The following is a 25,514-nucleotide window of genomic DNA, read 5'->3' on the forward strand; positions in this document are numbered from 1 at the left end:
CCGGAAAAAAGTAAAGCTCCGTCTGTTCCCTAACCGGAGTTAGGGGGCGGACGGAGCCAGGTTAAATGCTCATTTTGCGTATGGCATACTAATGCAGCGAGGGCTTGGGCCGCTGCTGCCCGAATGCCGGCTCCGCCGCCTTTGCGGCCGCCGCAGCCGTTGGGGAAGCAGGCGCAGCGGCCAGGCCGCAGAATCCCGCGCATTCGCTGAAGGCGAAATGGCGGCATCCGAGGCATTTGTCCTTATCCAACATACCCAGCACATATTCAATGGCCTCGCCGGTATGCTCAAACAAATGCGACTCTCCGATGAGTTCTAGGGCACCGGTCTTCTGAAGCAACCGGTGCGGCTGGTGGCGAAGGCCGGTAACGATGACGGCGACCCCTGCCGATTGCAGACATTTCACGAGCGAAGCGAAATTGGCTTCCCCTGTCGTATCCATCAAGGGAACCTGGCTCATGCGGAAAATGACGGCACGCAAATCCCGGCGCTCCAGGCGGGCGCCGAAATCGGCAAAGGTCTGGGAGGCCCCGAAAAACAAAGGTCCGTTTACCGTAAAGATAGAGACCTGAGGGCAGTCATGCTCCTCGGTAACGGTATGGGCACTGACTTTCTTTCTGCTGGAGGCGGGATCCGGCAGGACTTTATCCACGGTCAGCATTTCGCTCATTCGCTTAAGGAAGAACAGAACGGCGAGAACGAGCCCGATTTCCACGGCTGTCGTAAGTGTGGTGAACACGGTCAGCAAAAAGGTGACCACCAGAATGAAGGTGTCGCTGGTCCGCGTCCGAAGCAGCTTGGCGAACGATTTGCGCTCGCTCATATTCCAGGCTACCATCATCAGAATCGGCGCCATGGCGGCCAGCGGAATATTCGAGGCATAGGGTGCGAATGCCGCTACGACCAGAAGCACGACGACCCCATGAATGATGCCGGAAAAAGGCGACACCGCTCCGTTCCGGATATTCGTGGCCGTCCGGGCGATCGCCCCGGTGGCAGGTATGCCGCCGAAGAACGGGGTCACGATGTTCGCGATGCCTTGGCCGATCAACTCCCGGTTGCTGTTATGGCGGGTCCCCGTCATTCCGTCGGCGACCACGGCCGACAGCAGGGACTCGATGCTCCCGAGCATCGCGATGATCAGGGCCGGCTGCAGCATGCTGCCGATATGATCCCACGACAAGTCAAGGGGATGGAGGCGAGGCAGGCCGCCGGGAATCGCGCCGTAAGCGGAGCCGATCGTCGCGACTTCACCCGGATAAAGCCAGGTCGCGGCCAGGGTGGATACGATGATGCCGATCAGCGACCCGGGCACTTTCGGCAGGATCTTCGGCGTGATCAGCAACGCGGCCAGACAGACGCATCCCGTCAAGATGCTGAAGACATTCAGGGTAGGCAGCCGGCGGGCGATGTCCAGCATGCTTTCATGGAAATATTCATGCCGTCCGACACCTTCAAGCCCCAAAAAACCGGCGATTTGCCCGCTAAAAATCGTGACGGCGATCCCTGCGGTAAAGCCGATCGTCACGGGGCGCGGAATAAACTTGATCAAGGCCCCGAGCCGGAAGAGCCCCATCAGCAGCAGCATCACCCCTGCTAGAAACCCGGCAATCAGCAGGTTCTCGTAACCGTACTGAAGCACGATCGCCAGCAGAATGGGGATAAATGCGCCGGTCGGTCCGCCGATCTGGAACCTGGATCCCCCCAGCAGTGAAATAAGTATACCGGCAACAATGGTGGTATAAAGCCCATACTCGGGCTTCACTCCCGAGGCGATGGCGAACGCCATGCCGAGCGGAATCGCCACAATTCCCACGATGCATCCCGAGATCAGATCCCGGCGTAAGTCCCCCGCTTGATACCCGCTAAACCGACCTGTCCATTTCATTTTCCTAGCCCTTCTTTTCCGTATGTTGTTGAAAACACTTATTCTTACTTCTCTTTCCGGATCCCCTCAAGCAAGGAGATCGATTCCACCAAATGATTGTCGAAGATCTGCCGGGCCACCGCCAGCAACTCCTTGATCAAAGGATCGCGGAGGGAGTAGACGACCGTTGTGCCTTCTTTCACCGTATTGACCAGGTTTTTGGCCCGAAGCACGGACAATTGCTGGGATACGGCCGAGCCTTCGGAACCGAGGATTGTCTGAAGCTCGTTGACATTGCGTTCTCCTTCGCACAGAACCTCCAATATACGAATCCGCATCGGATGGGCAAGCGCTTTGAAAAATTCGGCCTTGAATTGCTGCAAACTCACGTCCATCGAATAAGCCCCTCCCTTGTATCCATAACTTCGTATATTCAAAACTTTGAATATTGAGAACAATGCCATTATCGTAGCACGGGCCGGGTTTAAAAAATGTGATGTTGTTCATAAAGCACGGTACAAACCAAACTTGCTTCACTGATTGACAATGATAATTATTATCAATTAAACTGGAACGTGATGGGTTTGTTACTATAAGGAGGCGTTATCCTTGTTTGTTATGACAAGAACGATACGGGTTGAAAAGGGCAACAGCGACAAAGTGGTCGCCCGGTTCAGTGAACCGAGCCCGTTGCATGAAATGGACGGACTAATCGACGTCAGCGTGATGGTGAATACCAGAAGCAAAGAGGAAGAAGAAGTCGTGGTGATCATTCGCTGGGAATCCCAGGAGGCCTGGAAAAATTGGGAGAAGAGCGACGCTCATATCCAAGGCCATAAGGAAAACCGCGGGAAACTGCCGCCGGCGTTCGTCCTCGGGACGGAAGTAAAGATGTACGAGGCCGAGGTTGTTAAGCGGGGCAAGGCTGCTCGCTAATCTCCAATCACAATCCCCAATCGTGTTAGGGCCGAAATTTCGGCCTTCGTTATTCTGCCGCCACTCGGGCGGCTTTTTTCTTGGATTGACGGTCTTTTCGGACAAAGGGTAAAATTTTTATAAAAACAGGGGGACAAGCTAAGGCTGTACCCCGGCAGGGAGAGAGACATGAAGCTGGTTTCGTGGAACGTCAACGGGCTGAGAGCCTGTGTGAATAAAGGCTTTTACGATTATTTCAAAGAGGCGGACGCGGATATTTTTTGCGTTCAGGAAACCAAGCTGCAGGAAGGGCAGATTTCGCTGGAGCTTGGAGAAGAATACGAGCAGTATTGGAATTACGCGCAGAAAAAAGGCTACTCCGGCACAGCGGTTTTTACCCGAATCAAACCGCTCTCGGTCCGCTACGGGATGGAAGAGAATGAAGAACCCGAAGGGAGATTGGTCATTCTGGAGTATGCGGAATTTTATCTGGTCAACGTTTACACGCCGAACGCCAAGCGCGATTTGACGCGCCTGGATTATCGGCTGGAATGGGAGGACCGCTTCCGCAGCTTTCTCATGGAACTGGACGGCCGCAAACCGGTGATCGTCTGCGGCGATCTGAACGTAGCCCATCGGGAAATCGATTTGAAGAATCCGAAATCGAATGAGGGGAACTCCGGGTTTACGCTTGAAGAGCGCGGGAAGATGACGCAATTGCTTGAATCCGGTTTTGTCGATACGTTTAGACACTTTTATCCCGACCGGGAAAATGTCTACAGCTGGTGGTCGTACATGCCCAAAGTGCGGGAGCGGAATGTCGGATGGCGCATCGATTACTTTTTGGCCTCGGCACGGCTGACACCGTATCTGGCGGACGCCAAAATCGACTGCCATATCATGGGGAGCGACCACTGCCCTGTAATTCTGGAGATCAAGCCTGACTTTTCCTCCCCCAACGGTTGACATTGACAAATTGTGGAATCTCCCTTACAGTTGGTTTTTGTCATGCATGCCATTTGGAAAGGGGGTGAATGGATGGGGTTTATTGAACGAGCGATGAAGCGGACAAACCGGAATCTTTTTGTTGTCGTAATCCTGATTTTCCTGTTGGTGGTGGGATTTTCTCTACATAACAGAAGGATGATTGCGGGCGTCTTCCAGAAACCGGTGGCCGTTTCCGCAGAGGAATTAAGGGACTTTCAAACGAATGGGGACTGGTCCAACCGGCTCGTGGACTTGTCGGAAGCGATCGACGGCTATTCCGAACCGGTTATGGTGGATGAATACCGTTTCCATGGGATCAGAAAGGCGATGTATGAGTACGGACTGGTCAAAATCGACGGAAGCTATATGTTTTTTAAAGCCGATTCGGGCGCCATCCGCAAGGATGAACTCCGGTTCAGGGGGAATTTGACCGGCATGGATGCGATGATGGAAGCTTATTTCAAGGAGAGTCCGGATATCGGGAACAATCCGAATTATCCCTTTGTGCTGGATACGACACGGGATTTTTACATTGGTGCTTCGATGATGCTTCTGATTTTTGTTCTGCTCGTCGCCTGGTTTTTGGTTGTGGCGTATCGGCTGGTATCCCGCGTCCTGAATCCGAAGAAACATATTATTTATAAGCGATTGGCCAGGCAAGGGGATCCCGAAGAAATTATCCGGCAGTTCGAGGATGAACTGGATCGGGGAGAATACGAGGTCATTCGGAACTATATCGTAACCGGTCACTGGATCGTCAAATGCGAAAGATTTTCCTTGAAAATCGCCAAAAATTACTTCGAACCTGGATCGTCTTATTATCTGGATAACGTGTTTTAAAATCCGAAAATCCGTACATAACTGCAGGACAAGAAACGCCCGCTTCCTTTTTGGGAAGGGGCGTTTTTTAGAATTTACTTTTTTTCGGCGTCGGATTCGGCGGCAGGCTGCTTAATCAGAATCCGATGGTGGGTGCCGCTCATTTTTTCATAGAACAGCATAGAGTCCTTTTGGAGTAAATGTTTGACGAAATGGATGAAGAACCAACCGTCCAGGATGAGGACGAACATGGCCGCCACCCATCTCAAAAATCCGCCCAGCGATCCGGGAGCCAGCACAACCGTATAATTCAGTCCGATGATTACCCAATAAAGCAAGCCGTAACGGACCATAAGCGCAAACAGAGTGACGGATTCGGAATGCCCCTCTTTCGTCCAGAGGCTTTTCAATGTCTCCGCGAAGCCGGATGAGTTCGCGTTTTGTCCGGTTTCCGGTATCACGGCCGTCAGCCGGATTCGCACCAGCCATTTGCCGAACGTGCAGCCGCCGGTCAGATAGGGGAGCAGCATAAAATACAGCCCCGTCCCCACGAGATAGGCCCCCGGGATCCCCAACTTATAGCATATGGTCGTAAGGATAACGCAGAGGAAAATATCAAACATCCACGCCAGACCGCGCCGTGTGTAAGAGACTCTTTTGGTAGCAAGGTCGACGTTTTTGTCCAGGTGTTCGATCCTGGGGAGCAGCCCGGACAGCCATTCCGCGGCGAGAAAACCGATCATGCCGCCCAACGTGTTGGCCATCAGATCGTCGATATCAAACACCCGGTAGGGATGATCGAACACGCCGTAGATCCCGGTTAGCTGCGTGATTTCAATGAATAAGGACAGCAGAAAGGACAGCAGCAAACACCGGAGCGGCCCGGAGCGGAAATAGTAGCGGATGAACATCCCGAACGGCACGGTCAAGATGACGTTAAATACGACCTGAAGGAAAGCCCGTTCTTTTATGAGCCTCCAATACGTGGACGGCTGTCCTTTGACGATCGACGTTTCCCTGAGAATGTCCTGGATAAAATTGAAGGGAATCCCTTGAACGGCTCCTCCGGGGAGCGGAGCGTTGTGGCGGGTCGACGGAAACGGCAGCATGACCAGAAACACCGCGTTCATCAAATAGAGAAGGAACAGGTACAAGACGAACGCGCGGACTTTGTTGATATAGCCGTGCCGGCGGTATTGAACCACAAGAAAAGGCAGCGTAAACAGCAGCGCCGCGAATGGAAACGCCATAAAGGCATAGGATATGGGAAACAGATAAGACTTCATCATCGGTAAAACACCTTCCGTATCATCAGATTCTCGATTGTACTATCTTATCATACGACGGATATAACCGGGTTTAAGTTTAGTTTAAATCTAAAAAAAGAAGCCTTGGCTTACTAAGCCAAAGCTTCTTTAACGTTGTTCCGGGGTAAACCGGACGGTTCGGCTGAGCCCGAATACGGCGATCAAGTAAATAAGGTTGTTCGTATCCGGATTAAAATATAGGAATATGCAAAAAAATGTACAAATCATGGCTTTAAGCCAGCTTCGTTGGGAGCTACAATAGCATAAGGCAGGTATTGTACATCACCCATAACAGCGTAATTGACATTGATATAGAGAAAAGGAGTGCGCAGCATGAATATTCAGGAATTGAGAGAACACCGGCAGTATCCCGATAATATCGGGCATGAAACGAACCGCGCAACGTTCGAGCGGGACTATTCGCGGCTGATCCATTCGCCGACCTTTCGGCGGCTTCAAGGGAAATCGCAGGTCTTTGGCGCCGGCACCGGCGATTATTATCGCACACGACTGACCCATTCGCTGGAGGTCGCGCAAATTGCCAGGGAAGCGGCGCGCAGCTTGCTGCGGGCTTATCCGGCCCTATCGGCGGAAGCGGCGGAGCATCCGGGCCTGATTATCGATCCCGAAGTCGTGGAATGCGCTGCGATTTCCCATGATTTCGGCCACCCTCCCTTCGGGCACAAAGGGGAAGAGGTGCTTCAGCACATTCTGAATAACCTCATCGACGAGAAAGTCCGGGAGACGATGCAAAACCGGAACGCGGCGCCGGAGGAAGAGGAGGCGATTCGGCGGGAGATGCGGCATAAATATGAGCATTTTGAAGGCAATGCCCACAACTTCCGCCTGATGATGTTCCTGGAGAAGCGCGAGAATATCGACGGGCTGAACTTGTCCGACGCCGTCCTGCTCGGCACGAACAAATATCCTTTCCCCGGCACGGAAAACGTGAAGGGACTGTACCGCCACGAATGGCAGTACATTTCCCATATCCGGGACCTGTGGGGGATGCCGGCCGGGAAGAAGACATTCGAAGCCCAACTGATGGACCTGTGCGACGATATCGCTTATTCCGCTCATGATCTCGAAGACGGCATCAAAGCCGGAAAAATTGAAGTCCACGAGCACTTTTTGTTCGATTCGCATATTCAGCGTCTGATCGTGGAGAAAATTTTGACGTTGGACGATTTCTTCTGGGAGGGGTGGGCGCCGGAGGGAATTCGGGTCAAGGTGGAAGAGGTGCTCACGTCTTTTTTGAACATTTGGAATGCCAAAATGCCGATCTGCGACCATGATTACTCGCGAACCCGCCGCGAAGTGAAGGCTTACTGGGTCAGCTTGTTTGTGGGCAGCCTGGGCGTTGTGGAGGACGGGAACTGGAAAAAAGTCACGTTCGTCAAAGAGGGGCGGGAAGACAAAGATATGCTGCGGACCGTCAGCGTCCTGAAGAGCTTCGCGTGGGTCACTATGATCCGGGACCTGCGGGTGCAGCGGCTCCAGAAGCGGAGCGCCTGGATCATCAAAAGGCTCTGGGACGCCTTTGTCGACCCGGTCACCTCGAAATCGATCATTCCCGGGGACTGGCTGCGCAGATTCGACCGGGACCAGCGGCGGAGAGATCCGATCTGGACCTGGGAGCATATGATCATCGATTATATCGCCGGGATGACGGACGCCTACGCCGAGAAAATCTACAACGAGCTATACGGACTGAAGGTCGGAACGATTTACGATATGGACTGAAAACACGTTGGCGCACGAAAAAGAAACCCGCTCCAAGTCTGCAGAGACGCTGGGCGGGTTTTGTGCATCTATTTTCTCAATTGACAATGATAATCATTATCAATTATACTTCTGATATCAATTTTAGTCGCCATAAGGGGATGAGGGATATGAGCAAGATCATCATTGTCTATGCCAGTTTGACCGGCAACACGGAAGAAATGGCCGAACTGATCGCCGAAGGAATCCGTGACACCGGAGTTGCAGCCGACTTGAAGATGGTGGAGGATTGCAGTGCGGCTCTCCTGTTGGAATACGACGGATACCTGCTTGGGACATACACTTGGGGGGACGGAGAGCTGCCCGATGAATTTACGGATTTCGCGGATGAGTTGGAGGACATTCGGCTTCAGGGCGGCCCGGCTGCCGTCTTTGGAAGCGGCGATACAACTTACCGGTTATACTGCGGAGCCGTGGACGAATTGGAGGGAAGACTGAGGAAGCTCGGCGCCTCCATCGTTCAGGACAGCTTGAAAGTGGAGTATGGGCCGAGTCCCGAAGAGAAGGGGCTGTGCCGGGAATTCGGCGTGAATTTCGCCCGAAGCTTGGAGGCCGTTTCCAAGAAATGACGAAGCGCATTGTCGATTATGTATTGGAGGAATGGCTCCGATCGCAGACAGACTCGGGAAGCCGTGAACCCGCTAAACTCAAAGTAACGTGGCAGCATCGCGTACAATATGCCGTGGGGCATGCGATCCACGATTACTTTACCTTGGAACCGGCCGTTCGGATTCATACGCCGATTCAAGTGCTGCTTAACCGGCGCTGGCCGCGCAGTAAGGCCACATTTAAGGATTCGCTACATTATTGGCAGGTTTATAACGTCATTGTGGCGCAATTGACGCGAATCACGGGGGAGTTGATTTACGAGTATCCTCTGGCGTTGTACGAAAGCTGGGAAACGAAGGTGAAGGAGCTGGACAGGCATTTGTCCGTCATTTTTCAGGCGGTTTGGCCAAGCCGGTTGGGCCCGCATCAAGTCAAGGTGCAGAAGTTTTTAGTAGAAAACAATGAGGAGCTTGTCAAAGCTTTCGTCCACACCGCTCATGTGTTCTGGCACAGCGCTTACGGCGAACCGCCCGGCGAGATCGAGGTGTTCGCGCTGCTGGACGACCGGAAGTATGTATTCACTAGGGAAATGCTCGATTTGCAAAAATCGCTAGATTATGTGCTGCTGCTGGCTGAAACGTGGGATGCCCAAAACGCAGCCGAGCAAGCGGACAAACGGGAAGGTAAAGCGGATTGTCAGGTCCCGGCGGGAACGTGAACCTAAAGGACGGAGGCGTATGAATTTTTAATCGCCAAGAACAGATTTTGGAGGACCGTGATTACCGGATGGCAGAAAGCGGTAAAGATATAGAAAAGCGATGCCATGAAGGGAGAACTGTCAAGGTGAGTGAGTTTGAGCACGAGTCCGTACCGCATGAAAAAACGCTGGATAGCAGCGTGGCCCTATTGAATGAAGGTTACGAGTTTATTTTCAATCGACGCAAGGAGTTTGGCAGCGACATATTTGAGACCCGCCTGCTTGGCAAGCCGGCCATATGTATGGGGGGCAAGGAAGCGGCCAGACTGTTTTACGATACCGACCGCTTTCATCGGCGGGGCGCGATTCCGAAGCGGATTCAAAAGTCTTTGTTTGGCCAGCAGGGCGTGCAGACGCTGGATGGTCAGGAGCATGCCCACCGGAAGCGGCTTTTCATGGATTTGATGACGCCGGAGCGTTTGGAACAGCTGGAGGGGATAACGGAGAAGGCTTGGCTGGAGGCCGCGAATCGCTGGATAGGGAGAGAATCGGTGGTTTTGTTCGACGAGGCGAGGGATGTATTTTGCCGTTCCGCCCACCAATGGGCCGGTGTACCTTTAGAAGAAGACGAGGTGCGGGAACGCGGCCAGGAATACATCGACATGATCGATGCGTTTGGCGCCGTCGGGCTGCGGCATCGGCGGGGAAGACAAGCCCGTGCCAGAGCGGAACGGCGTATCGCCGAACTGATCGGAGAGATCCGAGGTGGCCTGCGTCAGGTGCCGGAGGATACCGCGGCGCATGCGATGGCCTGGCACCGGGGCTTGGATGGGCAACTGCTGGATGCCAAGGTGGCTGCTGTAGAGCTCATTAACATTGTGCGGCCGATCGTCGCAATCAGCTGGTATGTCATGTTCGCGGCCCTGGCGCTGCATGACTATCCTGCCTGTGCGGATAAGTTGAGAATGAAGGCGTACGGAAACGGGAAGGCCTATGGAAATGGGGCTGAGGCCGGGGCTGGGGCCGGGGAGTATGCCCAATGGTTTGTACAGGAAGTCCGCAGATTCTACCCGTTCACCCCGCTGCTTGGAGCGGAGGTTAGCCGGGATTTTGTCTGGCGGGGCTGCGAGTTTAAGGAGGGGACGATGGTTCTGCTGGACGTTTATGGCACCAACCGGGACCCTTCGCTCTGGGTGGACCCGGAGTCCTTTCGTCCGGAGCGCTTCCGCTTCTGGGAGGGCGGTCCGTTTGACTTGATCCCCCAAGGCGGCGGGGATCATTATACCGGGCACCGCTGTGCCGGGGAGTGGCTCACGATCGATCTGATGAAAGTGAGCCTGGACTTTCTGGTGAACCGCATCTCTTACACGGTTCCCGAGCAGGATTTGACGCTCAAGCTGTCCCGGATGCCGGCGTTGCCGGAAAGCCGATTTGTGATCGGCAACGTGAAGCTTGCGGGAAGCTGAGATAGCAGCGGTATGGGGATGCGGCAAGCGGGTCCGCTCCTTGGGCCATAAGCGGTTGCTCAGCGGAAGTTAGGAAGCTCCGACGGAGGCCGCGAGGCTAACGGAAAATGCCAGACTAACGGAAACTATAGTTGCTATTTTGCAAAAATCGGCACTTTTGAAAATCTAACGGAAATCATAGCGCCTATTCCTGCTTTTCCCCGACAAAATGACCTGCATTTACCTGAATAGGGGCTATTGCGTCCGGTTAGTGGGCCAAAAATAGCTTGAAGGACAAAATAGCCGCTATGGCTTCCGTTACGGTAGAAGTGAGCTAGCCGAGTCAAACCCGTTTCGCCCATTTCGCCCCCTTCCGCCCAACTGAAGCTTCAATGTAGAGTCGTGAAGGATAGACATACGAGGAATAGCTCCAAGCTTAGAGAGTAGGATCATGCTCAGCAACCGATGAAGGCAGGAAATTTTTAGTGGACCCATATCATAAATTTTGGAATCTAGCCGATACATATTAGTAGTACATAGGAGTTGATGACATAACAAGGTTGTCGAAATAAGGAGGCAAGTGAAGTGAATATATATGGGGTTGGAGCAAGGGAATATCTGAATGCGCTTAATTACCCGAGTAATGCAACTGAGAATTCGAGGTTTGGGTTCGACTTTCGGGAGTTAATGGGTGCCGCTTTGAAAAAAGCAAATGACAATACTCCATTCGTTAGCGCTGAGCACAGTTTAAAAGAAATCTATCCTGATCTGAAATATCATGTATTGGACGCGTCCCGGTTTAAATACTGGGAGAGACTGGACTTCCCCACATCCAAGCTATTTAAGGACACGGTTGATGAAAATACAATCCATGAATTAAGCTCGTGGAAGCCCAAAACTCGTCTGGCCTCAGGCTATGAACCTTGGGTGCAACAAGATTTGGAGAAAATACCAAACGGTCTGCACGTTGTTATCATACATCCGGCGGTTCAAGAGAGAATGAACTCGGATCCAGCTTACGCCAAACAGATCGTAGACAAGGTTAAAAAATATTTTGACGACGATATTCGCCAAAATGCGGCCATAGATCCGACATCCGTTGAAAGCATGTCCCAATTAGTCACGATTCAGGAGAACGGGGAAATCGGGTACCGTCATACCGTCTGCGACGGACCTTCGCAACAAAAGGATGACGTTGAAGTCGCGCGTTTACAGTCCGGTATGAAGACAAGCCGCGTTTTTGGCGTATTACCGGGGATGAAGATGCCCTTTTCACTTCCATTAGTAGAGACTCCGACTGTACATTCCCCCTCGTTTTGGACGGATTACAGCGTAACATATGGTTTATATAGTTTAAATCAAAAACGTAAAACAGATTTGGGGTTCGATTTATGAGCACCCGGCGGGCACGGCCGCGGTAAAGCAGCGGGAGATTATCCCGTTAATACCGCGGGCAACCCCAAAAAATCAAAACCACCCGTGTGAACGGGAGGTTTGCTCTAAGGCTATAAGTCTTTATTACCGGCTCGCGTCTAAAGGTGCGAGCTTTCGCTACGTTCAAGCTACTATGCCGTTGCTGCATTTGCCTACCCCTGAAGGGGTGCATTATTACTAGTCCCTCCGTCAGACAACCTTGATAACATAAAATTCCTGCATATCTGCATGCTTTTTTCCTGTTTGGACTCAAAATTTCTAAATACCTGCAAATCTGCAGGAATTTTCGACGAAACCGGCTTGTTTCTCTAAAAACGCTGGAAATTCCTAGATTTGCATCTTTTTTCGCATTCCCTTGGGAATCGGCTTAAATACCTGCAGATTTGCATCTTTTTGGAGTTGGAAGCTTGGAAGCACACTAGGCGCCTCTTTATAATGTGACATATCACTTCCATTAGCCCACCTTTTCCTTCGTTATACATAGTAGCTTGAACACTCCTATGCTCAATCAGGTGGTTTTTTGCTACAAGCATCACTACACCACCCGTATAACAGGTGGGTTTGTTGTTTCGCACGCTTCGCGTGCTCAACTGGCTAAAACCCCAAACAAAACCAACCCTACAACGGAGGATTCGCATGGCATTTCCGGCATACCGGGTAATACGATTCGTTGCCTCCGATTTGAATTTGCTCGCCGGTGTATACGGGCTTGCCGTTCTCCACCCGCAGGTTCATCGTGGCTTTCCGCGCGCAGAACCAGCAGATCGTTTTCATTTCCTCGATTTTATCCGCATAAATGAGCAGTTGCCGGCTCCCTTCGAAAAGCTGGTTCTGGAAGTCGTTCTTCAGTCCGAACGCCATGACCGGGATATCCAGCTCGTCGACGATACGCACCAGTTGCCGAATGCTGCCTTCGCTTAAAAATTGGCATTCATCGATCAGAACGCAATAGAGCTTCGGGGTATGTTTCTGAACGATGCCGAAAATGTCGGTATCTTCATCGATGGGAATCGCTTCCCGGCGCAATCCGATGCGGGATGACACATAGCCGACCTCATCCCGGTTATCCAACGCGGACGTAAAGATCAAGACCGGTTTGTTCTGTTCCTCGTAATTGTGGGCCACCTTCAAAATTTCGAACGATTTGCCGCTGTTCATCGCTCCATATTTGTAAAACAATTGTGCCAATGTGGGACGTTCCTCTCTTTAAGTCATTTCGATATAGCATGACCATTCTATCATAAATCAAGCAGGGCGTTGGTCCTGAATTGCAAATTTCCGCCTTGTCCCTGAGGCTTATTTCCAGGGGTTGGATTATAATGGAATACGGGTTGCAATAGAGAAGAAGTAAAGGAAGGTAAGCCGATGACAAATGTAAGGAATGAGGCGTTATTTGTATCTTTAACGGAAGCGGAAGCGGGCAAAATACTTGATGAGGCGCTGGAACAATTAGTCTCCGGAGATGAGGAGATGTGTAGGGAACTATTATCTTCTCTGGTCTGTTACGGAGGATATAATATTTCGCGCGCTCTGCCCAAACTTATGGAGCACGGGATGTATTATCCCGCGATCCTGTTTAAAGATGCCGGACCGGAGGTGCGGGATCGATTGCTTCAACAACTGGAATCGGACGTTGAAAATCTCGATTTCCTCCTGCCGGCTTTAAGCTGGATTGGTGATGCGGTAGTGGTAACCCGGTTTCAGGAGTGGAGGGAAGATCCCCCTTCTTGGGCGGAAGAGCTGCCTGTTCCTCCGGAACAATATACATACGCGGCCGGATGGGAGCTCGGCCAAGACGGGACGCGGGTGGACCTGATTCGAACCCCCGCCTATGCAATCCTGAGGAAGAAGGAGCCGTCCGCGGCAGTACTTGATAGCGGGGAACCCGGCAAGTTTTTGCTGCAGGATCGAGACGACTGCCCTTGGTGCGGCGGTAAGCTGACGGCTCTTATTAACCTAGATACCCATCATCCCTCTATCTCGGGTTTGTCCTTGCGGCAGGAACGGTTGCATTTTAAAACCTGTATGAGGTGCGGCTGCTACAGCACGATTTTTATGAAGCTGGATGATCGGGGAGTCGCAAGCTGGAGCGAGTACAATGAAAGGCCGGGATATATGCCGGAGATCGATTTGGGAGATTACGGTGAAGAATATCTGAACTCCGGGCCGTTCCTTGAGTTGGAAACCAAGCCGCGTTCCATCTTCCATGCGGCGGTTTGGGGCTTGACCCAGACGAATTCCCAAATTGGCGGGCATCCGAGTTGGATTCAGGAGGCGGAGTATCCGGCTTGCCCTTGCTGCGGCGAGAGCATGCACTTCATCGCTCAACTGGATTGGAGTGAATTGGAGGAGTACGGCGAAGGAATCCTGTATATGTTTTTGTGCGAAAAAGACAAGCTGACAGCTACGTTATTCCAACAAAGTTGAGTGAGGGGGAGCCGAATGTCGGCTCTCTTTTTTAGTTATATATTTGAGCTATCAATAGTGAGAAAAATTTGTAACGAATTGTGGTTTGGCCGGTCTAATCATTGTGAGGATGTGAACAAGTGGCTGACTTTGAGGAAATCTATCACCTCTATTTTCGCGATGTTTACCGCTTTGTGTATTCATTAAGCCGGAATGAGGAACTGTCCGAGGAAATCACCCAGGAAACGTTTTTTAAAGCGCTTAAGGGAATTGACGGCTTTAAGGGCAACTGCAAGCTCAGCGTGTGGCTCTGCCAAATCGCCAAGCATACTTATTTTTCCCACCTTGAGAAACAAAAGCGTTTTTTGCCGGAGTCTCGCACCGACCTCCCGTCTCCTCGTGAGAACCTGGAGGACGCCTTGTTGAACAAAGATGAAACCCTGCGGATACATGGGGCGCTGCATCGGCTAAAGGAGCCGTACAAGGAAGTATTTAGTCTGCGGGTGTTCGGGGAGTTGTCTTTTGCCCAAATCGGAGAGTTGTTTGAGAAAAGCGAGGGCTGGGCGAGAGTGACTTTTTACCGCTCCAAGCAAAAAATCCAGGATATGTTGAAGGGAGATGGGGCGTTTGAGCAAGGTTCATGAAAATGTGATCCGGGATTTGCTGCCCTTGTATGCCGATAAGGTGTGCAGCAAGGAAACGGAAGATTTGGTGGAGGCGTATTTGATGACTTCGCCCGTTATTCGGAGGGAGCTTGAACAGATGAAGGCGGAGCTACCGATTCCGGGTAATCAAGGGGAGGCCAGCCGCAGGGAGACTAACCGCAAGGAGGCGGAGGGGCTAAGGCAGGTTTCCGTCTTTTGGAATCGCTCGAAATGGAAGTCATTTATAAAAGGTGCGGCAGTGGCGGTATCCGTCTGCGGAGTGATAGCTTTGGGATATGTAGGTCTTTTCCGTTGGAGTATCGTCCCGGTTCCGCCCGAAGTCATGAAGATCTCGGAGGTGAGCAGGTTGGAAAATGGCAAGGTAGCTTATCATATCGCCTTCGCGGATGGGGTTAAATCGAATCGGGCCAAGTATGTGATGGATGATAATGGAGATTTTCATATCGTGCCCTATCGTCCAATTATCCCTATAAAAAGTAATGTGGGAATCGCGGTTAGTTACTATGAAGTTATCGATGTCGAAAATAAGATTTACCAAGCGAAGTACGGCGGGAACCATGAAATTCGGGCATTCTATTACGGTGAAGGAAAGAACCGCATTCTGGTTTGGAAGAAAGGAATGGACCTTCCGGCGGCCAGCGCTAAGGCGGAAGCCTGGTTCCAGCCATGACCCGCGCTGCCAGCAAAAATTCTCTCTGTTCATCTCATCGAGCCTGCGATAAAATTTAGTCTATCTGAATTAGAGAGAATTAAGCCGAGGAAGAAGGATATTCGAATGTCTGAGAACTCTATAAAAAAACCGCCCTATTCCGGTGAAAACCCGTCCCGGTTACAGGCGGATTGCGAGAACTGCTTTGGGCTGTGCTGCGTGGCGCTGCCTTTTGCGGCTTCCGTCGATTTTGCCGTCGACAAGCCGGCAGGCCGGCCCTGCTCCAACCTGAAGGAGGATTTTCGCTGCGGCATTCACAGCACGCTTCGCGAGCGGGGCTTCCGCGGCTGCACCGTGTACGACTGCTTTGGGGCCGGTCAACAGGTCTCGCAGGTGACCTACGCCGGGCGTGACTGGCGGCAGGCTCCGGAAACGGCCGGGCGTATGTACGAAGTGTTTCCGGTGATGCGTCAGCTGCACGAGCTGCTGTGGTATTTGACGGAAGCGCTGGAACGGCAGGCGGCGCAGTCCATTCACGGAGAGCTCTCGTCCGCCCTGGAAGAGACGAAGCGGATGACGGCGCTGGACCCGGAAGCGCTGGTCAAGCTGGATGTGGCCGCCCATCGCGCGGAAGTCAACGTGCTGCTGCTGCAGACGAGCGAGCTGGTGCGGAACGAGGCTATCCGGAGACACAAGGGCCCATGGAAGCCCCACAAAAAAGCGGGCCGGGGCGCCGATCTGATCGGGGCGAGTTTAAAGGGAGCCGATCTAAGATACGCCAACTTGCGCGGCGCCTATATGATCGCGGCCGACTTGCGCGGAGCGGATCTGCGGGTGGCGGATCTGATCGGAGCGGATCTGCGTGACGCCGACCTCCGTGGGGCGGACCTGAGGGACAGCCTGTTTCTGTCCCAATTCCAGGTGAATGCGGCCAAAGGCGATGCGGGAACAAAGCTTCCCGCCGGTCTGTCGCGCCCTTTTCATTGGCCTGTGCCGGGCGGGCCTAAGTAAGACGGGGAAGGAGGAAGAGCAGGCTGTACTCTATAGGGAAATTTTCCGAAATTTGCAAAGTCCCGGTCAAAACGCTGCGCTATTACAGTGAAATCGGGCTGCTAGAGCCTTCTTTTATCGATCCATTCACCAATTACAGATACTATGATTATGACAAAATCCAAGCCGTACAAAAAATCAAACTGCTGAAAAGCTGTCAATTCTCCTTGGCACAAATTCGCGAGTTTTTGGAAAACCAGGACTCGGGACCCTGGGAGGGTTTGTTTGAAGAAAAGCTTCGCGAGCTTGAACAGAAGCGAAAACAGCTGGATGAACAAATGGAACAGATGCGCCGCTTAAAGGAGCAGGTCGCCAAAGCATCGTCGCTGCTTCCGGGACCGATGATGTCGGAGTGCTGCCTGGAGGAACGGGAAGCGTTGCGCGTTTATACGATTCGGCGGCACATTAAACCTGTCTTTATCGATAACCTGGTCCAAGATTTATTTGACCGGGTTTACGCGTTTAACCTAACCGTCAAGGGAAAATTGATGGCGATTTTTCATGAGCGGGGCTTGAGTCAAGGAGAAGCGGATGTCGAGCTCCTTCTACCGGTCGAGGGGAACGCTCAGATCGAAGGCTGTAAGGTGTTGCCTGCGGGGACCTATGCTTGCCTGAAGATAAAGGGGCCTTACTCCGAGCTTGGAGCTGGTTACGAAAGACTGCAGCACTGGCTGGCCGAACAAAATTTGACTCGAAAAGGCGATTACTTGGAGATTTACGAACAAGGACTTGTTCCGTCGGAATATACCGGTAGAGAGATTCATCCCGATTTAAGTCTCCCGCCTTCCGAACTTATGACCAAATTATGCGTGCCCGTCGCGCTTTGGGAATAACACATCATGTTCTTCGAGTTTCATAGGCGAAATAGAGGGTAAACTCTCCAGCTGCTGGAGAGTTTATTCTTTTAGTAGAACGCTTATAAAGGAGGAAAACCAGTGTATCAGTATCATTCCCGATTGAAAGGACATCCGTTTGAAGCGGGAAAACACTATGCCGAGATGCGGAAAGAGGGGGCCGTACGATGAAGGCGGAAATTCCGGACGCAGAAAGCGTATCGGCTTATTTTTCCTATCTGGAAGGAGATAGCTATGAGGTCGGCAGAATACAGGGAGAAGAGATAAAATCGTTCCCTTGGGCGGAAAGATGGGTTTCCTCCCACCCTATGGAACCGATAAGATTTAAACAATCGATAACGGTATTGGAAGAATACTGTCCCGGGCTTCAAGAAGAGCTGCAAGCCGTTGCGGATTCATTGAACGTGGAGTGCAGGTCGCTGAAGTTTTTTGACGAGAACTTTTTGGAGCCCGGCGGATGCAGTCTAGCCGCGATTTTACCCTCTAAATCGACCGACCGGAAAACCTATCTCCTTCGGAACTACGATTTGACTCCGGAAATATCCGATATGCGGCTGTGTTCGACCAGAGTCCGGAGAAAATACAGTCACAGCGGGTTCTCGGTATCTTTCTTCGGCCGCAGCGAAGGTATAAATGAGAGGGGGTTAGCGGTGGCTTTCGCCTCCTGCGGCATCCCGGTCGGGGCTCATCCCGGCATGAAAAGGCCGGTTGTCCGCGGTTTGCAATTCGGCATCATCGTGAGGGCCTTGCTCGAGAACTGCAAAGATGTCGAGGAAGCGATTCTTTACTTGCGTGATATGCCGATCGGGGCCAATATGAATCTGCTGATGGCCGATCGCCAGGGGCATGCCGCCCTGTTTGAGACATACGACGGCCGGAGAGCCATGAAAAGAGCCGACCGGGAGACGGGATATATCACCGCAACGAATCATGCTTTATTGCCGGGAATCTAAGACGATGGAACACTGCGGCAGTCCAAAGTTCGTTACGATAAGATGAATCAGATGCTTGGAGGGAATTATACTGTTTCGAAAAAAGAACTAAGAGATTTGACCCTCAAAGAATCCCCGGATGGAATTACAGTTCATAATTACCGGCAAAACTTCGGAACGGTTCACTCGTTATTGCTGAATCTGCAGGACGGTGAACTGGAATTCACCTTCGGCTCGCCGCTTTATAACGAACTGCACCGTTTAAAGACGGGCGGGAAGTTCCCTTACCGAGAGGTGAAGGTCCTTTTGCCGGAGGGGGAGTATGGGCCGGACTTTTGGGCGGTTATGGAGGAGTAAAGCAAACCCCCCGGGATCTTATTCCGGGGGGTTCGGTATAAAGATGTCGTGTTATCCGCTCCGGCTTCGGATACCGCCAGTACGTCGCGCAACGCGTCGGAATTTGAGGGGCCGAGCGGGTTAGTATTTCTCCAGTATCAAAAAAACGAGCTTACCGTCGAGTTCTCCGTTTCCGGGATACACAAACTCCGCTTTTAGCCGGTTTTGCTTATCCTCATAAATCCTCGCGGTCAGCCCTTGCTCACGGTTATAACTGCGCACGACAAAATCGGTTCCCCAGCGCTTCTCCACCTGCGCCATATCGGTGATCGTCCCGTCCCCAAAGCTTCGGAGGCCCTTATCGGACAAGGTTTGCAGCTTCACAATCGTTCCGCTGGAATCGAAGACGACCATGAAGTCTTCAAAGTATTTGTATTGAATACCGTGTTGGGTTTGGTCTTCAAAGTCAGGCGAGGGCTTAAACCGAGAAAAATCAACAGAGTTCTCGGTTTGGCCCGGCCTTATGTTCATGATGGACAAATCCGTCAGATCGGTCGATTTTAGGGTCCGCATTTGCCATGAATTCTTTAGGGTGGGAATGACCATAAGGGCCAGGATTACGAGAAGCACAGCGGCAAAAAGGAACATGTATTTTTTACGGTCGCTTTTCATAAATGCCCCCCAATTCGGATGAACAGGATCCATTCCCTTTCGGATCGGGAAGCAGCGTCAACGCCGTATCAATGCAATTTCCGATCCATGCCGGGTCCGGATTCGATTTTTTCAGGACGGTAATTCCGATAAAAGAGGCTACCAGGGTCTGTCCGACGGCCCGTTTATCCCCGATCTCGCCGAGCTCTCCGGATGCGACACCACGTGCGAGCGTTTCTTCAAACATTACCGCCAGATATTGTTGATGCTCGCGGGTTAATATTTCAAACCTCGCATCATGGGGGGCTAGTTCAACCATCGTATTGACGCAGAAACAACCGCTTCTTCCTTGAACGGAGCCTGGGAACGCCCCCTCGTGAAAAAGTTTTCGAAAAGCCTCTTTAACAGAAGTCTCGCATTTTAGCCGTTCACGAACCTGCTGGGCATGCAGGTGATTGTACTTGCGGAGCGCCGCCTCAAATAGAGACGATTTATCCCCGTAGGCCGCATAAAGACTAGGCTTGCGAATCCCCATGCGGGCGGTCAGATCGCTCAAACTGGTGGCCTCATATCCCTTCTCCCAAAAAAGATGCATCGCCTCGGTCAAAGCCTTTTGTTCATCGAATTCGCGAATTCTGCCCATAGTCTTCCCCTTTCTAAAATACCGAACAGTATAAAATAATCATAGGATTTAATTGCGGTTTCGTCAAATTCCAGTTGACAATAGAGAAAGGTTCAAGGTAATATGAACAAAATTAAATACCGATTGGTACAAAAAAGGAGGTTGTTTTGTTGTCCCATCCTGTACTTCTTCCCGATTCGAATCCGGAATCTTCGGATTTTTCGACGCACCTCTCCAGAGCGGCCGCTTTGCTCTATGCCTTCCTGTGCGGTACCGCGGTGGCCACCGTTTACTTTTCCCAGCCGTTGCTCGATGTTATCGCCACCGAATTTGGTATCGGTAAAGCCGTAATCGGGACGGTGATCACGGCGACCCAGCTGTGTTATGCGCTGGGGTTGTTTTTCCTCGTCCCGCTGGGCGATATACTGGAGCCGCGCCGGCTCGTCACCTGGATGCTGCTGCTGTCGTCCGCGGCTCTAAGTCTGGTGGCGTTCGCACCCGGCGCTACTGTGCTGTTTCTCGGCATGGGAATGGTCGGCTTTTTGGCCGTTGTCGCGCAAGTCCTTGTTGCGCTCGCAGCGGCAAGATCTTTACCCGGTGATCGCGGCAAGGTTATCGGGCTCATGACGAGCGGTATCGTCATCGGAATTCTGCTGGCCCGGACGTTTTCGGGGACGCTGGCGGACTTGTCCGGCTGGCGCACGGTATATATTGTTTCGGCCGCTATTTCCTTAATCATGTCCATTTCATTCGTCCTGGTCACTCCGGTCGCCCGTAGACGTTCGTCGCGTATCTCATATTTGAAATTGCTGAGCTCGATGAAGGATTTGTTCCTTGACATTCCATTGCTGCGGGTCCGCGCGATGCTGGCCTTTTTTATCTTTGCTGCCTTCGGTACCTTATGGTCCTCAATGGTATTGCCGCTCAGTTCCCCGCCTTTTTCGTTAAGCCATACCGCGATCGGTTTATTCGGGCTGGCCGGAGCTGCGGGTGCCTTGGCGGCCAGAAGTGCGGGGCGGCTGGCGGACAGGGGGCTGGGTCAACGCACAACCGGTTTGGCGCTGCTGCTGCTAACTCTTTCCTGGGTGCCGATCGGATTGCTGCAGAAGTCTTTATGGATTTTTGTTTTGGGGGTAATCATGTTGGATTATGCGGTTCAGGCGGTTCACGTCACGAATCAAACCATGATATTAAGCGTTCGTCCGGAAGCGAGAAGCCGGCTGACCGCAGGGTATATGATTTTTTATTCTTTGGGAAGCGCCGCGGGGGCGGTAGCCGCGACTTTCGTTTATTCCCGGGCTGGATGGCTCGGCGTTTGCGCGCTCGGAGGAGGAATCAGCGCGGCGGCGTTCCTGTTCTGGGCCGCAACCCGGAAGACGTCCGAAAGTGTGAAATGCTAATAGTTAAACTTATATATACAAAAGCTGACGGTTCAAATATGATTTTAATAGTAGTCATTGAGTTTTTGAGAGGGGGAAGCGCGTGATTTATATTGCTCTGCTTCGCGGAATCAATGTCGGAGGCAACAACAAGATTGATATGAAGCAACTGAAAGCGAGCTTCGAGCGGGTTGGGATGAGGGATGTCGTAACCTATATTAATACGGGAAATATTATTTTCGACTCCGATATCCCATCGAACAGCGAGCTGGCCGCCGTGCTGGAAGCGGCGATTCTGGCGGATTTCGGTTTGCAGATTCGGGTGGTGGTTCGCAGTTTCGAAGAATTCTCCCGGATCGCCGAGGCGCTTCCTCCCGATTGGAGCAACGGCCCGGCCATGAAAAGCGATGTGCTGTTTCTCTGGGATGAGGTGGATCACGAAAGCTCGCTGGAGCAACTGGTGATCAAGCCCGAATTCGACCGGGTGATCTACGTTCCGGGAGCGATATTGTGGTCGGTGGACCGGGAGCATGTGACCAAGAGCGGGATGCAGAAGCTGATTGGGACAAAGCTTTACTATAAAGTTACGGTGAGAAACGTCAATACGACCCGCAAAATCTATGAGCTGATGAAAGCTGCAAAACATTAACGAAGTCTGAGCCGTTCACGTCGGCCGATTCAGGTTGTCGCGATCGCGATCCGCCTGAACCGGCCGTTCTTTTTATACCTCTAACGTTCTTCCTCCGTCCCCTTGCTCCGTCCGCCGCTTTCTTCTCCGTCATCCACATACTCCAGCAAGTCCCCGGGCTGGCATTCGAGCGCCCGGCAAAGCGCGTCCAAGGTGGAGAACCGAATCGCCTTGCCGTTCTCGTTCTTGAGGATGGACAGATTGGCCTGCGTAATTCCGACCAGCTGGGAGAGCCGGGTCAACGACATCTTCCGCTGAGCCATCACGACATCGAGCTTGATTCGAATCACGCCCGTCACCTACTTTCTGCATCAGATCGTATTTTTGTTTTCTTCTACCGCGCGAACGGCGATCTTGAGGGCCGAGGCAATGATGATCAGAATGAATCCGCTGATCAGGCTGTCCACATAGGAAATATCGGTCAAGGAGATGGAGGCGTTGGTGATTTGCAGTTCGCCGATGGCTTGGGACAACATCACACCTTCCGTGTAGTTGAACAACGTCCCCAGCACAATAATGCTGATCCCCAATCTGTAAAAAACCGGAACATTCTCATTCATAAACAGGCTGTCCCGGTAAATGTTTCTCAGCAATCGATGCATATACCATGCGAACATGGTGGTCAAAAGCATCGCGCTGATGGAGTTTACGAAGGACAGGGCAATGTAAGACTTACTTTGATACAGATCCGGATGCTGCTTAAAATGAATATCGACATAGCTGAAAATCGGTTCAAAGGTACCGAGAATTCCGGTCCACCCGCTGTCGGCGAACCACAGATGGGAGATATGTTCCAGCGCTTCCAGCACGCAGATGAGCAGGGCGATATAAAATACGACCAAGCTAAGAACGGACCCCAGCTTGAAAATCATTTTGGATTTCATGATGGATGATGCTCCTTTGCCCGAAAGTTATGGTGATCTGGAACTCAATTTAGCACAGGGTATCATGAAAATCAACAATGTTTTATCGAAAAACAATAAATATGTATTGAAATACATGAACACCCTTGTTAAACTAGGTGTCGGTTGAAAGGAGTGGTCGTTTTGCCCAATACATTACAAGATCCCCAAAACCGTTTATCCCGACACGCGGTGAAAATATGGATCATCCATGAGGCGGTCGGAAGCCTTATCGCTTTTCTGGTGCTCGGTACGTTATTTTATCTCGATGCCCGGTTTTCCTGGGTATTCTGGGTGGGCTGGATTCTGTTCGGAGCGGCCGTTCTCGCGGCTGTGCTTACGCTCTGGTCCTTGCTGCTGCAGCCGTTTATTCTTTACTCCAGATGGCGCTACGCCGTGTCGGAGCAGTTTTTGCAGTTAAAATACGGAGCTTTTACGGAAACGGATGAGCTGATTCCCATGGCCAAAATTCAATCGGTAGCGACCAAACAGGGGCCGCTGCAAAGAAGGTACGGAGTCTGCTCGGTCACGGTCAAAACGATGGGCTCCTCGCATACGATTCCCGTGCTGGAGCAGGATGTGGCCAAGGCATTAAGAAATCAGATCGCGCGATATGCCAAGCTGAAGGAGGTAGACGAATGAGCCGGGCGAAGCGTTATCATCCCTTGGTTATGCTGCTCGGAATCTGGAACCTGGGGAAGAACACGGTCTATTTCTTTTTCTTCCTGTTCGTGCTTAAGGCGGGGTCCGACGCAGCCTGGGTGAAGTACGGGAGGCTAATTATACTTGTTATCGCAGGGATCGGCTTATTGTCCATCGGGTGGAACTGGTTGACCCGCCGGTATCAGCTTGATGATACTTCGTTTCGTTTGGAGCAGGGGGTCTTCGTCAAATCGAAAAAAGTGATTCCGTTCGCCAAAATCCAAAATATAAACCGCCATACGACGGTGTTTCACCGGATTTTCAAGGTGACGGCCATCCGGTTTGAAACCGGGATGGATGGCGAGGATGCCGCCGTCGAGTTTAAGGTCGTCTCTAATGAGGAGGCGGAGCGGATGGAGAAGCGGGTGGCGGGGCTGATCCGGTTGGAGGGACCGTCGGACGCGTCGGACGTGGGAGAAGAGTCGGCGGAAGCGCAGGCTGAAGCCGTTATGGAAACGGCGTCTCGAGACCTCTCGGCGAATCCTTCGGCGTCTCCGGAAGCGCCGCGCGCTCCGGAACCCGATTGGAGGATGCACTTTAGCCCGACGCGAAAGGAGTTGATTAAAGCCTCCTTCACTTCGTTAAGCTTTCTCGTTCTGATTCCGGTACTTTTTTCGCTTTATTCCAAGGCCGAGGATTTTATCGACCTTGACCTTGAAGATAAGGCCCAAGGGGTGCTCGCCGTGCTGATGAGCTCCTGGTGGCTGGCGGGCGGGGTGATCGTGTTGCTGGCCGTCGTTTCCGTCGCTGCGGGGATCGCCGTCACTTTTTACAAATTCGGCAAGTTCGAACTTTCCTCCGACGAGGAGCGGATTTATATCGCCAAGGGGATGGTGGAGACAACGGCGTTCTCGATCGCGAAGGAAAAGGTCCAGGGTGTGGAAATCACGCAATCCCCGATGAAGCGCCTCCTGGGCTTGGCGGAGGTCCGACTGATTACCGCCGGCGGAACGGGGGAGGAAGAGCAGGAGGTGAACTCGCTGTATCCCTTTCTGCCGGTGCAGCAAGCCTACCGTCTGGTGTCGGAAATGCTGCCCGCCTATGAGATAGCGCCGGGGATGGACCCGCTGCCCCGTCGCTCATTGGGGACGAGTATGATCAAATACAGCTGGGTTTGGGCCGCGGCGGCGCTGATTTTGCTTCGCTTTCCTCCGCCGGTTCCGGGATGGATGTCTTTTGTGGAGTGGTGGATGGTAGCGGCTGGCTTGTTCATCTGGACGGTGATATGGAGTTTGCTGAATTATTGGAATACCGCTTATGCGATCCACGGTCCTTTTCTGCAATTTCGGACCGGCGGGTTAACTTCGCGGCTGTTTATCAGCAAGAGGGATAAAATCATTGAGGTCAAGGTCACGCGGAACGTACTGCAGCGTTGGTTGGGGCTGGCTTCCGTGCATGTGGCAAACCGGGCCCGCCCCGTCCTCCATCAGAAGCTGTCCGACGTTCCCGCCGTTTGGGGGCAGTCGTTCTACGCCTGGTATGGAGAGAGGACGAGGGACGTCCGGGTCCGGGAGGACATGGTTTAGGCCGTTGGTTTGACGGCTTGAGGCCGCCCGGTTATTGCCCGTTGGACATTCGGGCTCCCGCCGCGCCTTTATATATGGCCGGAACACATACCGAACATTTAGCTGGAAAATCTCCCGCTAATTTAACCCACATAGCCGGAAGCTCACAATTAACGGGAAAACCTCCAGTTAATCTCCGGTGAAGAGGCGGTTTTGCCCCTTGTGGGCGGAAATAGCGGGAGAAATTCCAGCTAAATTGCCCCCTGAGGACGTTATGAGCCAAATTAACGGGAGAAATTCCCGTTAGTGGGTTGGACTTTCAAAAGCGCGGTCCGTCGTACAGGGAATCGTTCCACCCCCTTACGAAGAGC

The 25,514-nt window shown here is 52.3% G+C and carries 27 protein-coding genes; 19 read left to right on the top strand and 8 right to left on the bottom strand.

Annotation, left to right across the window (positions count from 1 at the left end; translation table 11 throughout):
• Nucleotides 1-88 precede the first annotated feature (88 nt).
• Both LBW89_RS06400 and LBW89_RS06405 read right to left on the bottom strand, forming a co-directional pair.
• The gene (locus LBW89_RS06400) at nt 89-1,888 is read right to left on the bottom strand and encodes a SulP family inorganic anion transporter (protein ID WP_148456043.1); all 1,800 of its coding nucleotides are present in this window, start codon (nt 1,886-1,888) and stop codon (nt 89-91) included.
• Between the two features lie 44 nt (nt 1,889-1,932).
• Nucleotides 1,933-2,262 carry an ArsR/SmtB family transcription factor gene (locus LBW89_RS06405; protein ID WP_148456045.1) on the bottom strand — a complete coding sequence of 110 codons (330 nt, stop codon included), beginning with the start codon at nt 2,260-2,262 and terminating at the stop codon, nt 1,933-1,935.
• A 214-nt stretch (nt 2,263-2,476) separates the two neighbouring features.
• Between LBW89_RS06405 and LBW89_RS06410 the strand changes: the two genes are divergently transcribed.
• The 3 genes from LBW89_RS06410 to LBW89_RS06420 all read left to right on the top strand — a co-directional run bounded on the left by LBW89_RS06410 (nt 2,477) and on the right by LBW89_RS06420 (nt 4,609).
• Nucleotides 2,477-2,803, top strand: coding sequence for an antibiotic biosynthesis monooxygenase (locus LBW89_RS06410; protein ID WP_148456048.1), 327 nt, complete (start codon nt 2,477-2,479; stop codon nt 2,801-2,803).
• A 168-nt stretch (nt 2,804-2,971) separates the two neighbouring features.
• Nucleotides 2,972-3,748, top strand: coding sequence for an exodeoxyribonuclease III (locus LBW89_RS06415; RefSeq protein WP_148456051.1), 777 nt, complete (start codon nt 2,972-2,974; stop codon nt 3,746-3,748).
• Nucleotides 3,749-3,820: 72 nt separating this feature from the next.
• A complete protein-coding gene (locus LBW89_RS06420) occupies nt 3,821-4,609 on the top strand; it encodes a hypothetical protein (protein WP_148456054.1) in 789 nt (262 codons plus the stop codon).
• A gap of 74 nt (nt 4,610-4,683) precedes the next feature.
• Here the strand turns inward: LBW89_RS06420 and LBW89_RS06425 are convergent, their stop codons facing one another.
• Entirely contained in the window at nt 4,684-5,877 is a 1,194-nt protein-coding gene (locus LBW89_RS06425) for a VanZ family protein (protein ID WP_148456057.1), read from the bottom strand.
• 351 nt (nt 5,878-6,228) lie between these two features.
• On the opposite strand from LBW89_RS06425, the gene LBW89_RS06430 reads away from it, so the two are divergent.
• The 5 genes from LBW89_RS06430 to LBW89_RS06450 all read left to right on the top strand — a co-directional run bounded on the left by LBW89_RS06430 (nt 6,229) and on the right by LBW89_RS06450 (nt 11,763).
• A complete protein-coding gene (locus tag LBW89_RS06430) occupies nt 6,229-7,638 on the top strand; it encodes a deoxyguanosinetriphosphate triphosphohydrolase family protein (RefSeq protein WP_148456060.1) in 1,410 nt (469 codons plus the stop codon).
• Between the two features lie 149 nt (nt 7,639-7,787).
• Nucleotides 7,788-8,246 (top strand): flavodoxin, encoded by a 459-nt coding sequence (locus LBW89_RS06435; protein WP_148456063.1) that lies wholly within the window; start codon nt 7,788-7,790, stop codon nt 8,244-8,246.
• Nucleotides 8,243-8,944 carry a hypothetical protein gene (locus tag LBW89_RS06440; protein ID WP_148456065.1) on the top strand — a complete coding sequence of 234 codons (702 nt, stop codon included), beginning with the start codon at nt 8,243-8,245 and terminating at the stop codon, nt 8,942-8,944. The genes LBW89_RS06435 and LBW89_RS06440 overlap by 4 nt, the downstream gene beginning before the upstream one ends.
• Nucleotides 8,945-9,069: 125 nt before the next feature.
• On the top strand, nt 9,070-10,389 hold the full coding sequence (locus LBW89_RS06445) for a cytochrome P450 (protein WP_225038780.1): 1,320 nt from the start codon (nt 9,070-9,072) through the stop codon (nt 10,387-10,389).
• A 564-nt stretch (nt 10,390-10,953) separates the two neighbouring features.
• Nucleotides 10,954-11,763: a hypothetical protein gene (locus LBW89_RS06450; RefSeq protein WP_148456071.1), complete on the top strand. Its 810-nt coding sequence runs from the start codon at nt 10,954-10,956 to the stop codon at nt 11,761-11,763.
• Between the two features lie 657 nt (nt 11,764-12,420).
• Here the strand turns inward: LBW89_RS06450 and LBW89_RS06455 are convergent.
• Entirely contained in the window at nt 12,421-12,990 is a 570-nt protein-coding gene (locus LBW89_RS06455) for a thymidine kinase (RefSeq protein ID WP_148456074.1), read from the bottom strand.
• A gap of 177 nt (nt 12,991-13,167) precedes the next feature.
• Between LBW89_RS06455 and LBW89_RS06460 the strand changes: the two genes are divergently transcribed.
• From LBW89_RS06460 to LBW89_RS06490, 7 genes are all read left to right on the top strand, one after another.
• Nucleotides 13,168-14,229, top strand: a complete 1,062-nt coding sequence (locus LBW89_RS06460) for a DUF1963 domain-containing protein (protein WP_148456077.1) — start codon at nt 13,168-13,170, stop codon at nt 14,227-14,229.
• Between the two features lie 119 nt (nt 14,230-14,348).
• A complete protein-coding gene (locus LBW89_RS06465) occupies nt 14,349-14,852 on the top strand; it encodes an RNA polymerase sigma factor (protein ID WP_148456080.1) in 504 nt (167 codons plus the stop codon).
• Complete coding sequence (locus LBW89_RS06470) at nt 14,836-15,543, top strand: hypothetical protein (protein WP_148456083.1); 708 nt, start codon at nt 14,836-14,838, stop codon at nt 15,541-15,543. The genes LBW89_RS06465 and LBW89_RS06470 overlap by 17 nt, the downstream gene beginning before the upstream one ends.
• A 105-nt stretch (nt 15,544-15,648) precedes the next feature.
• The gene (locus LBW89_RS06475) at nt 15,649-16,533 is read left to right on the top strand and encodes a pentapeptide repeat-containing protein (protein WP_148456086.1); all 885 of its coding nucleotides are present in this window, start codon (nt 15,649-15,651) and stop codon (nt 16,531-16,533) included.
• A 32-nt stretch (nt 16,534-16,565) separates the two neighbouring features.
• Nucleotides 16,566-17,405 (top strand): MerR family transcriptional regulator, encoded by an 840-nt coding sequence (locus LBW89_RS06480; protein ID WP_225038881.1) that lies wholly within the window; start codon nt 16,566-16,568, stop codon nt 17,403-17,405.
• Between the two features lie 188 nt (nt 17,406-17,593).
• Nucleotides 17,594-18,379: a C45 family autoproteolytic acyltransferase/hydolase gene (locus tag LBW89_RS06485; protein WP_148456092.1), complete on the top strand. Its 786-nt coding sequence runs from the start codon at nt 17,594-17,596 to the stop codon at nt 18,377-18,379.
• Nucleotides 18,380-18,475: 96 nt separating this feature from the next.
• Nucleotides 18,476-18,715, top strand: a complete 240-nt coding sequence (locus tag LBW89_RS06490; RefSeq protein WP_148456095.1) for a hypothetical protein — start codon at nt 18,476-18,478, stop codon at nt 18,713-18,715.
• Between the two features lie 120 nt (nt 18,716-18,835).
• Here LBW89_RS06490 and LBW89_RS06495 read toward each other — a convergent pair whose 3' ends face one another.
• Complete coding sequence (locus tag LBW89_RS06495; protein WP_148456098.1) at nt 18,836-19,366, bottom strand: hypothetical protein; 531 nt, start codon at nt 19,364-19,366, stop codon at nt 18,836-18,838.
• On the bottom strand, nt 19,350-19,988 hold the full coding sequence (locus tag LBW89_RS06500; protein WP_148456101.1) for a TetR/AcrR family transcriptional regulator: 639 nt from the start codon (nt 19,986-19,988) through the stop codon (nt 19,350-19,352). The genes LBW89_RS06495 and LBW89_RS06500 overlap by 17 nt, the downstream gene beginning before the upstream one ends.
• Nucleotides 19,989-20,137: 149 nt before the next feature.
• Between LBW89_RS06500 and LBW89_RS06505 the strand changes: the two genes are divergently transcribed.
• Together LBW89_RS06505 and LBW89_RS06510 are read left to right on the top strand one after the other, a co-directional pair.
• Nucleotides 20,138-21,367 carry an MFS transporter gene (locus LBW89_RS06505; protein WP_225038781.1) on the top strand — a complete coding sequence of 410 codons (1,230 nt, stop codon included), beginning with the start codon at nt 20,138-20,140 and terminating at the stop codon, nt 21,365-21,367.
• A gap of 82 nt (nt 21,368-21,449) precedes the next feature.
• Nucleotides 21,450-21,995: a DUF1697 domain-containing protein gene (locus tag LBW89_RS06510; RefSeq protein WP_148456107.1), complete on the top strand. Its 546-nt coding sequence runs from the start codon at nt 21,450-21,452 to the stop codon at nt 21,993-21,995.
• Between the two features lie 80 nt (nt 21,996-22,075).
• On the opposite strand, the gene LBW89_RS06515 is transcribed toward LBW89_RS06510, so the two are convergent.
• Together LBW89_RS06515 and LBW89_RS06520 are read right to left on the bottom strand one after the other, a co-directional pair.
• Nucleotides 22,076-22,324 carry a helix-turn-helix domain-containing protein gene (locus LBW89_RS06515; RefSeq protein ID WP_211373346.1) on the bottom strand — a complete coding sequence of 83 codons (249 nt, stop codon included), beginning with the start codon at nt 22,322-22,324 and terminating at the stop codon, nt 22,076-22,078.
• A gap of 21 nt (nt 22,325-22,345) precedes the next feature.
• Entirely contained in the window at nt 22,346-22,918 is a 573-nt protein-coding gene (locus LBW89_RS06520; protein WP_148456110.1) for a DUF2975 domain-containing protein, read from the bottom strand.
• A 162-nt stretch (nt 22,919-23,080) separates the two neighbouring features.
• Between LBW89_RS06520 and LBW89_RS06525 the strand changes: the two genes are divergently transcribed.
• Nucleotides 23,081-23,578 (top strand): PH domain-containing protein, encoded by a 498-nt coding sequence (locus LBW89_RS06525; RefSeq protein WP_148456113.1) that lies wholly within the window; start codon nt 23,081-23,083, stop codon nt 23,576-23,578.
• Nucleotides 23,575-25,164 carry a PH domain-containing protein gene (locus tag LBW89_RS06530; protein WP_148456115.1) on the top strand — a complete coding sequence of 530 codons (1,590 nt, stop codon included), beginning with the start codon at nt 23,575-23,577 and terminating at the stop codon, nt 25,162-25,164. The genes LBW89_RS06525 and LBW89_RS06530 overlap by 4 nt, the downstream gene beginning before the upstream one ends.
• Nucleotides 25,165-25,514 lie beyond the last annotated feature (350 nt).

The organism is Paenibacillus sp. alder61 (genome assembly GCF_020179875.1).
Taxonomy (GTDB): Bacteria; Bacillota; Bacilli; order Paenibacillales; family Paenibacillaceae; genus Fontibacillus; species Fontibacillus faecis.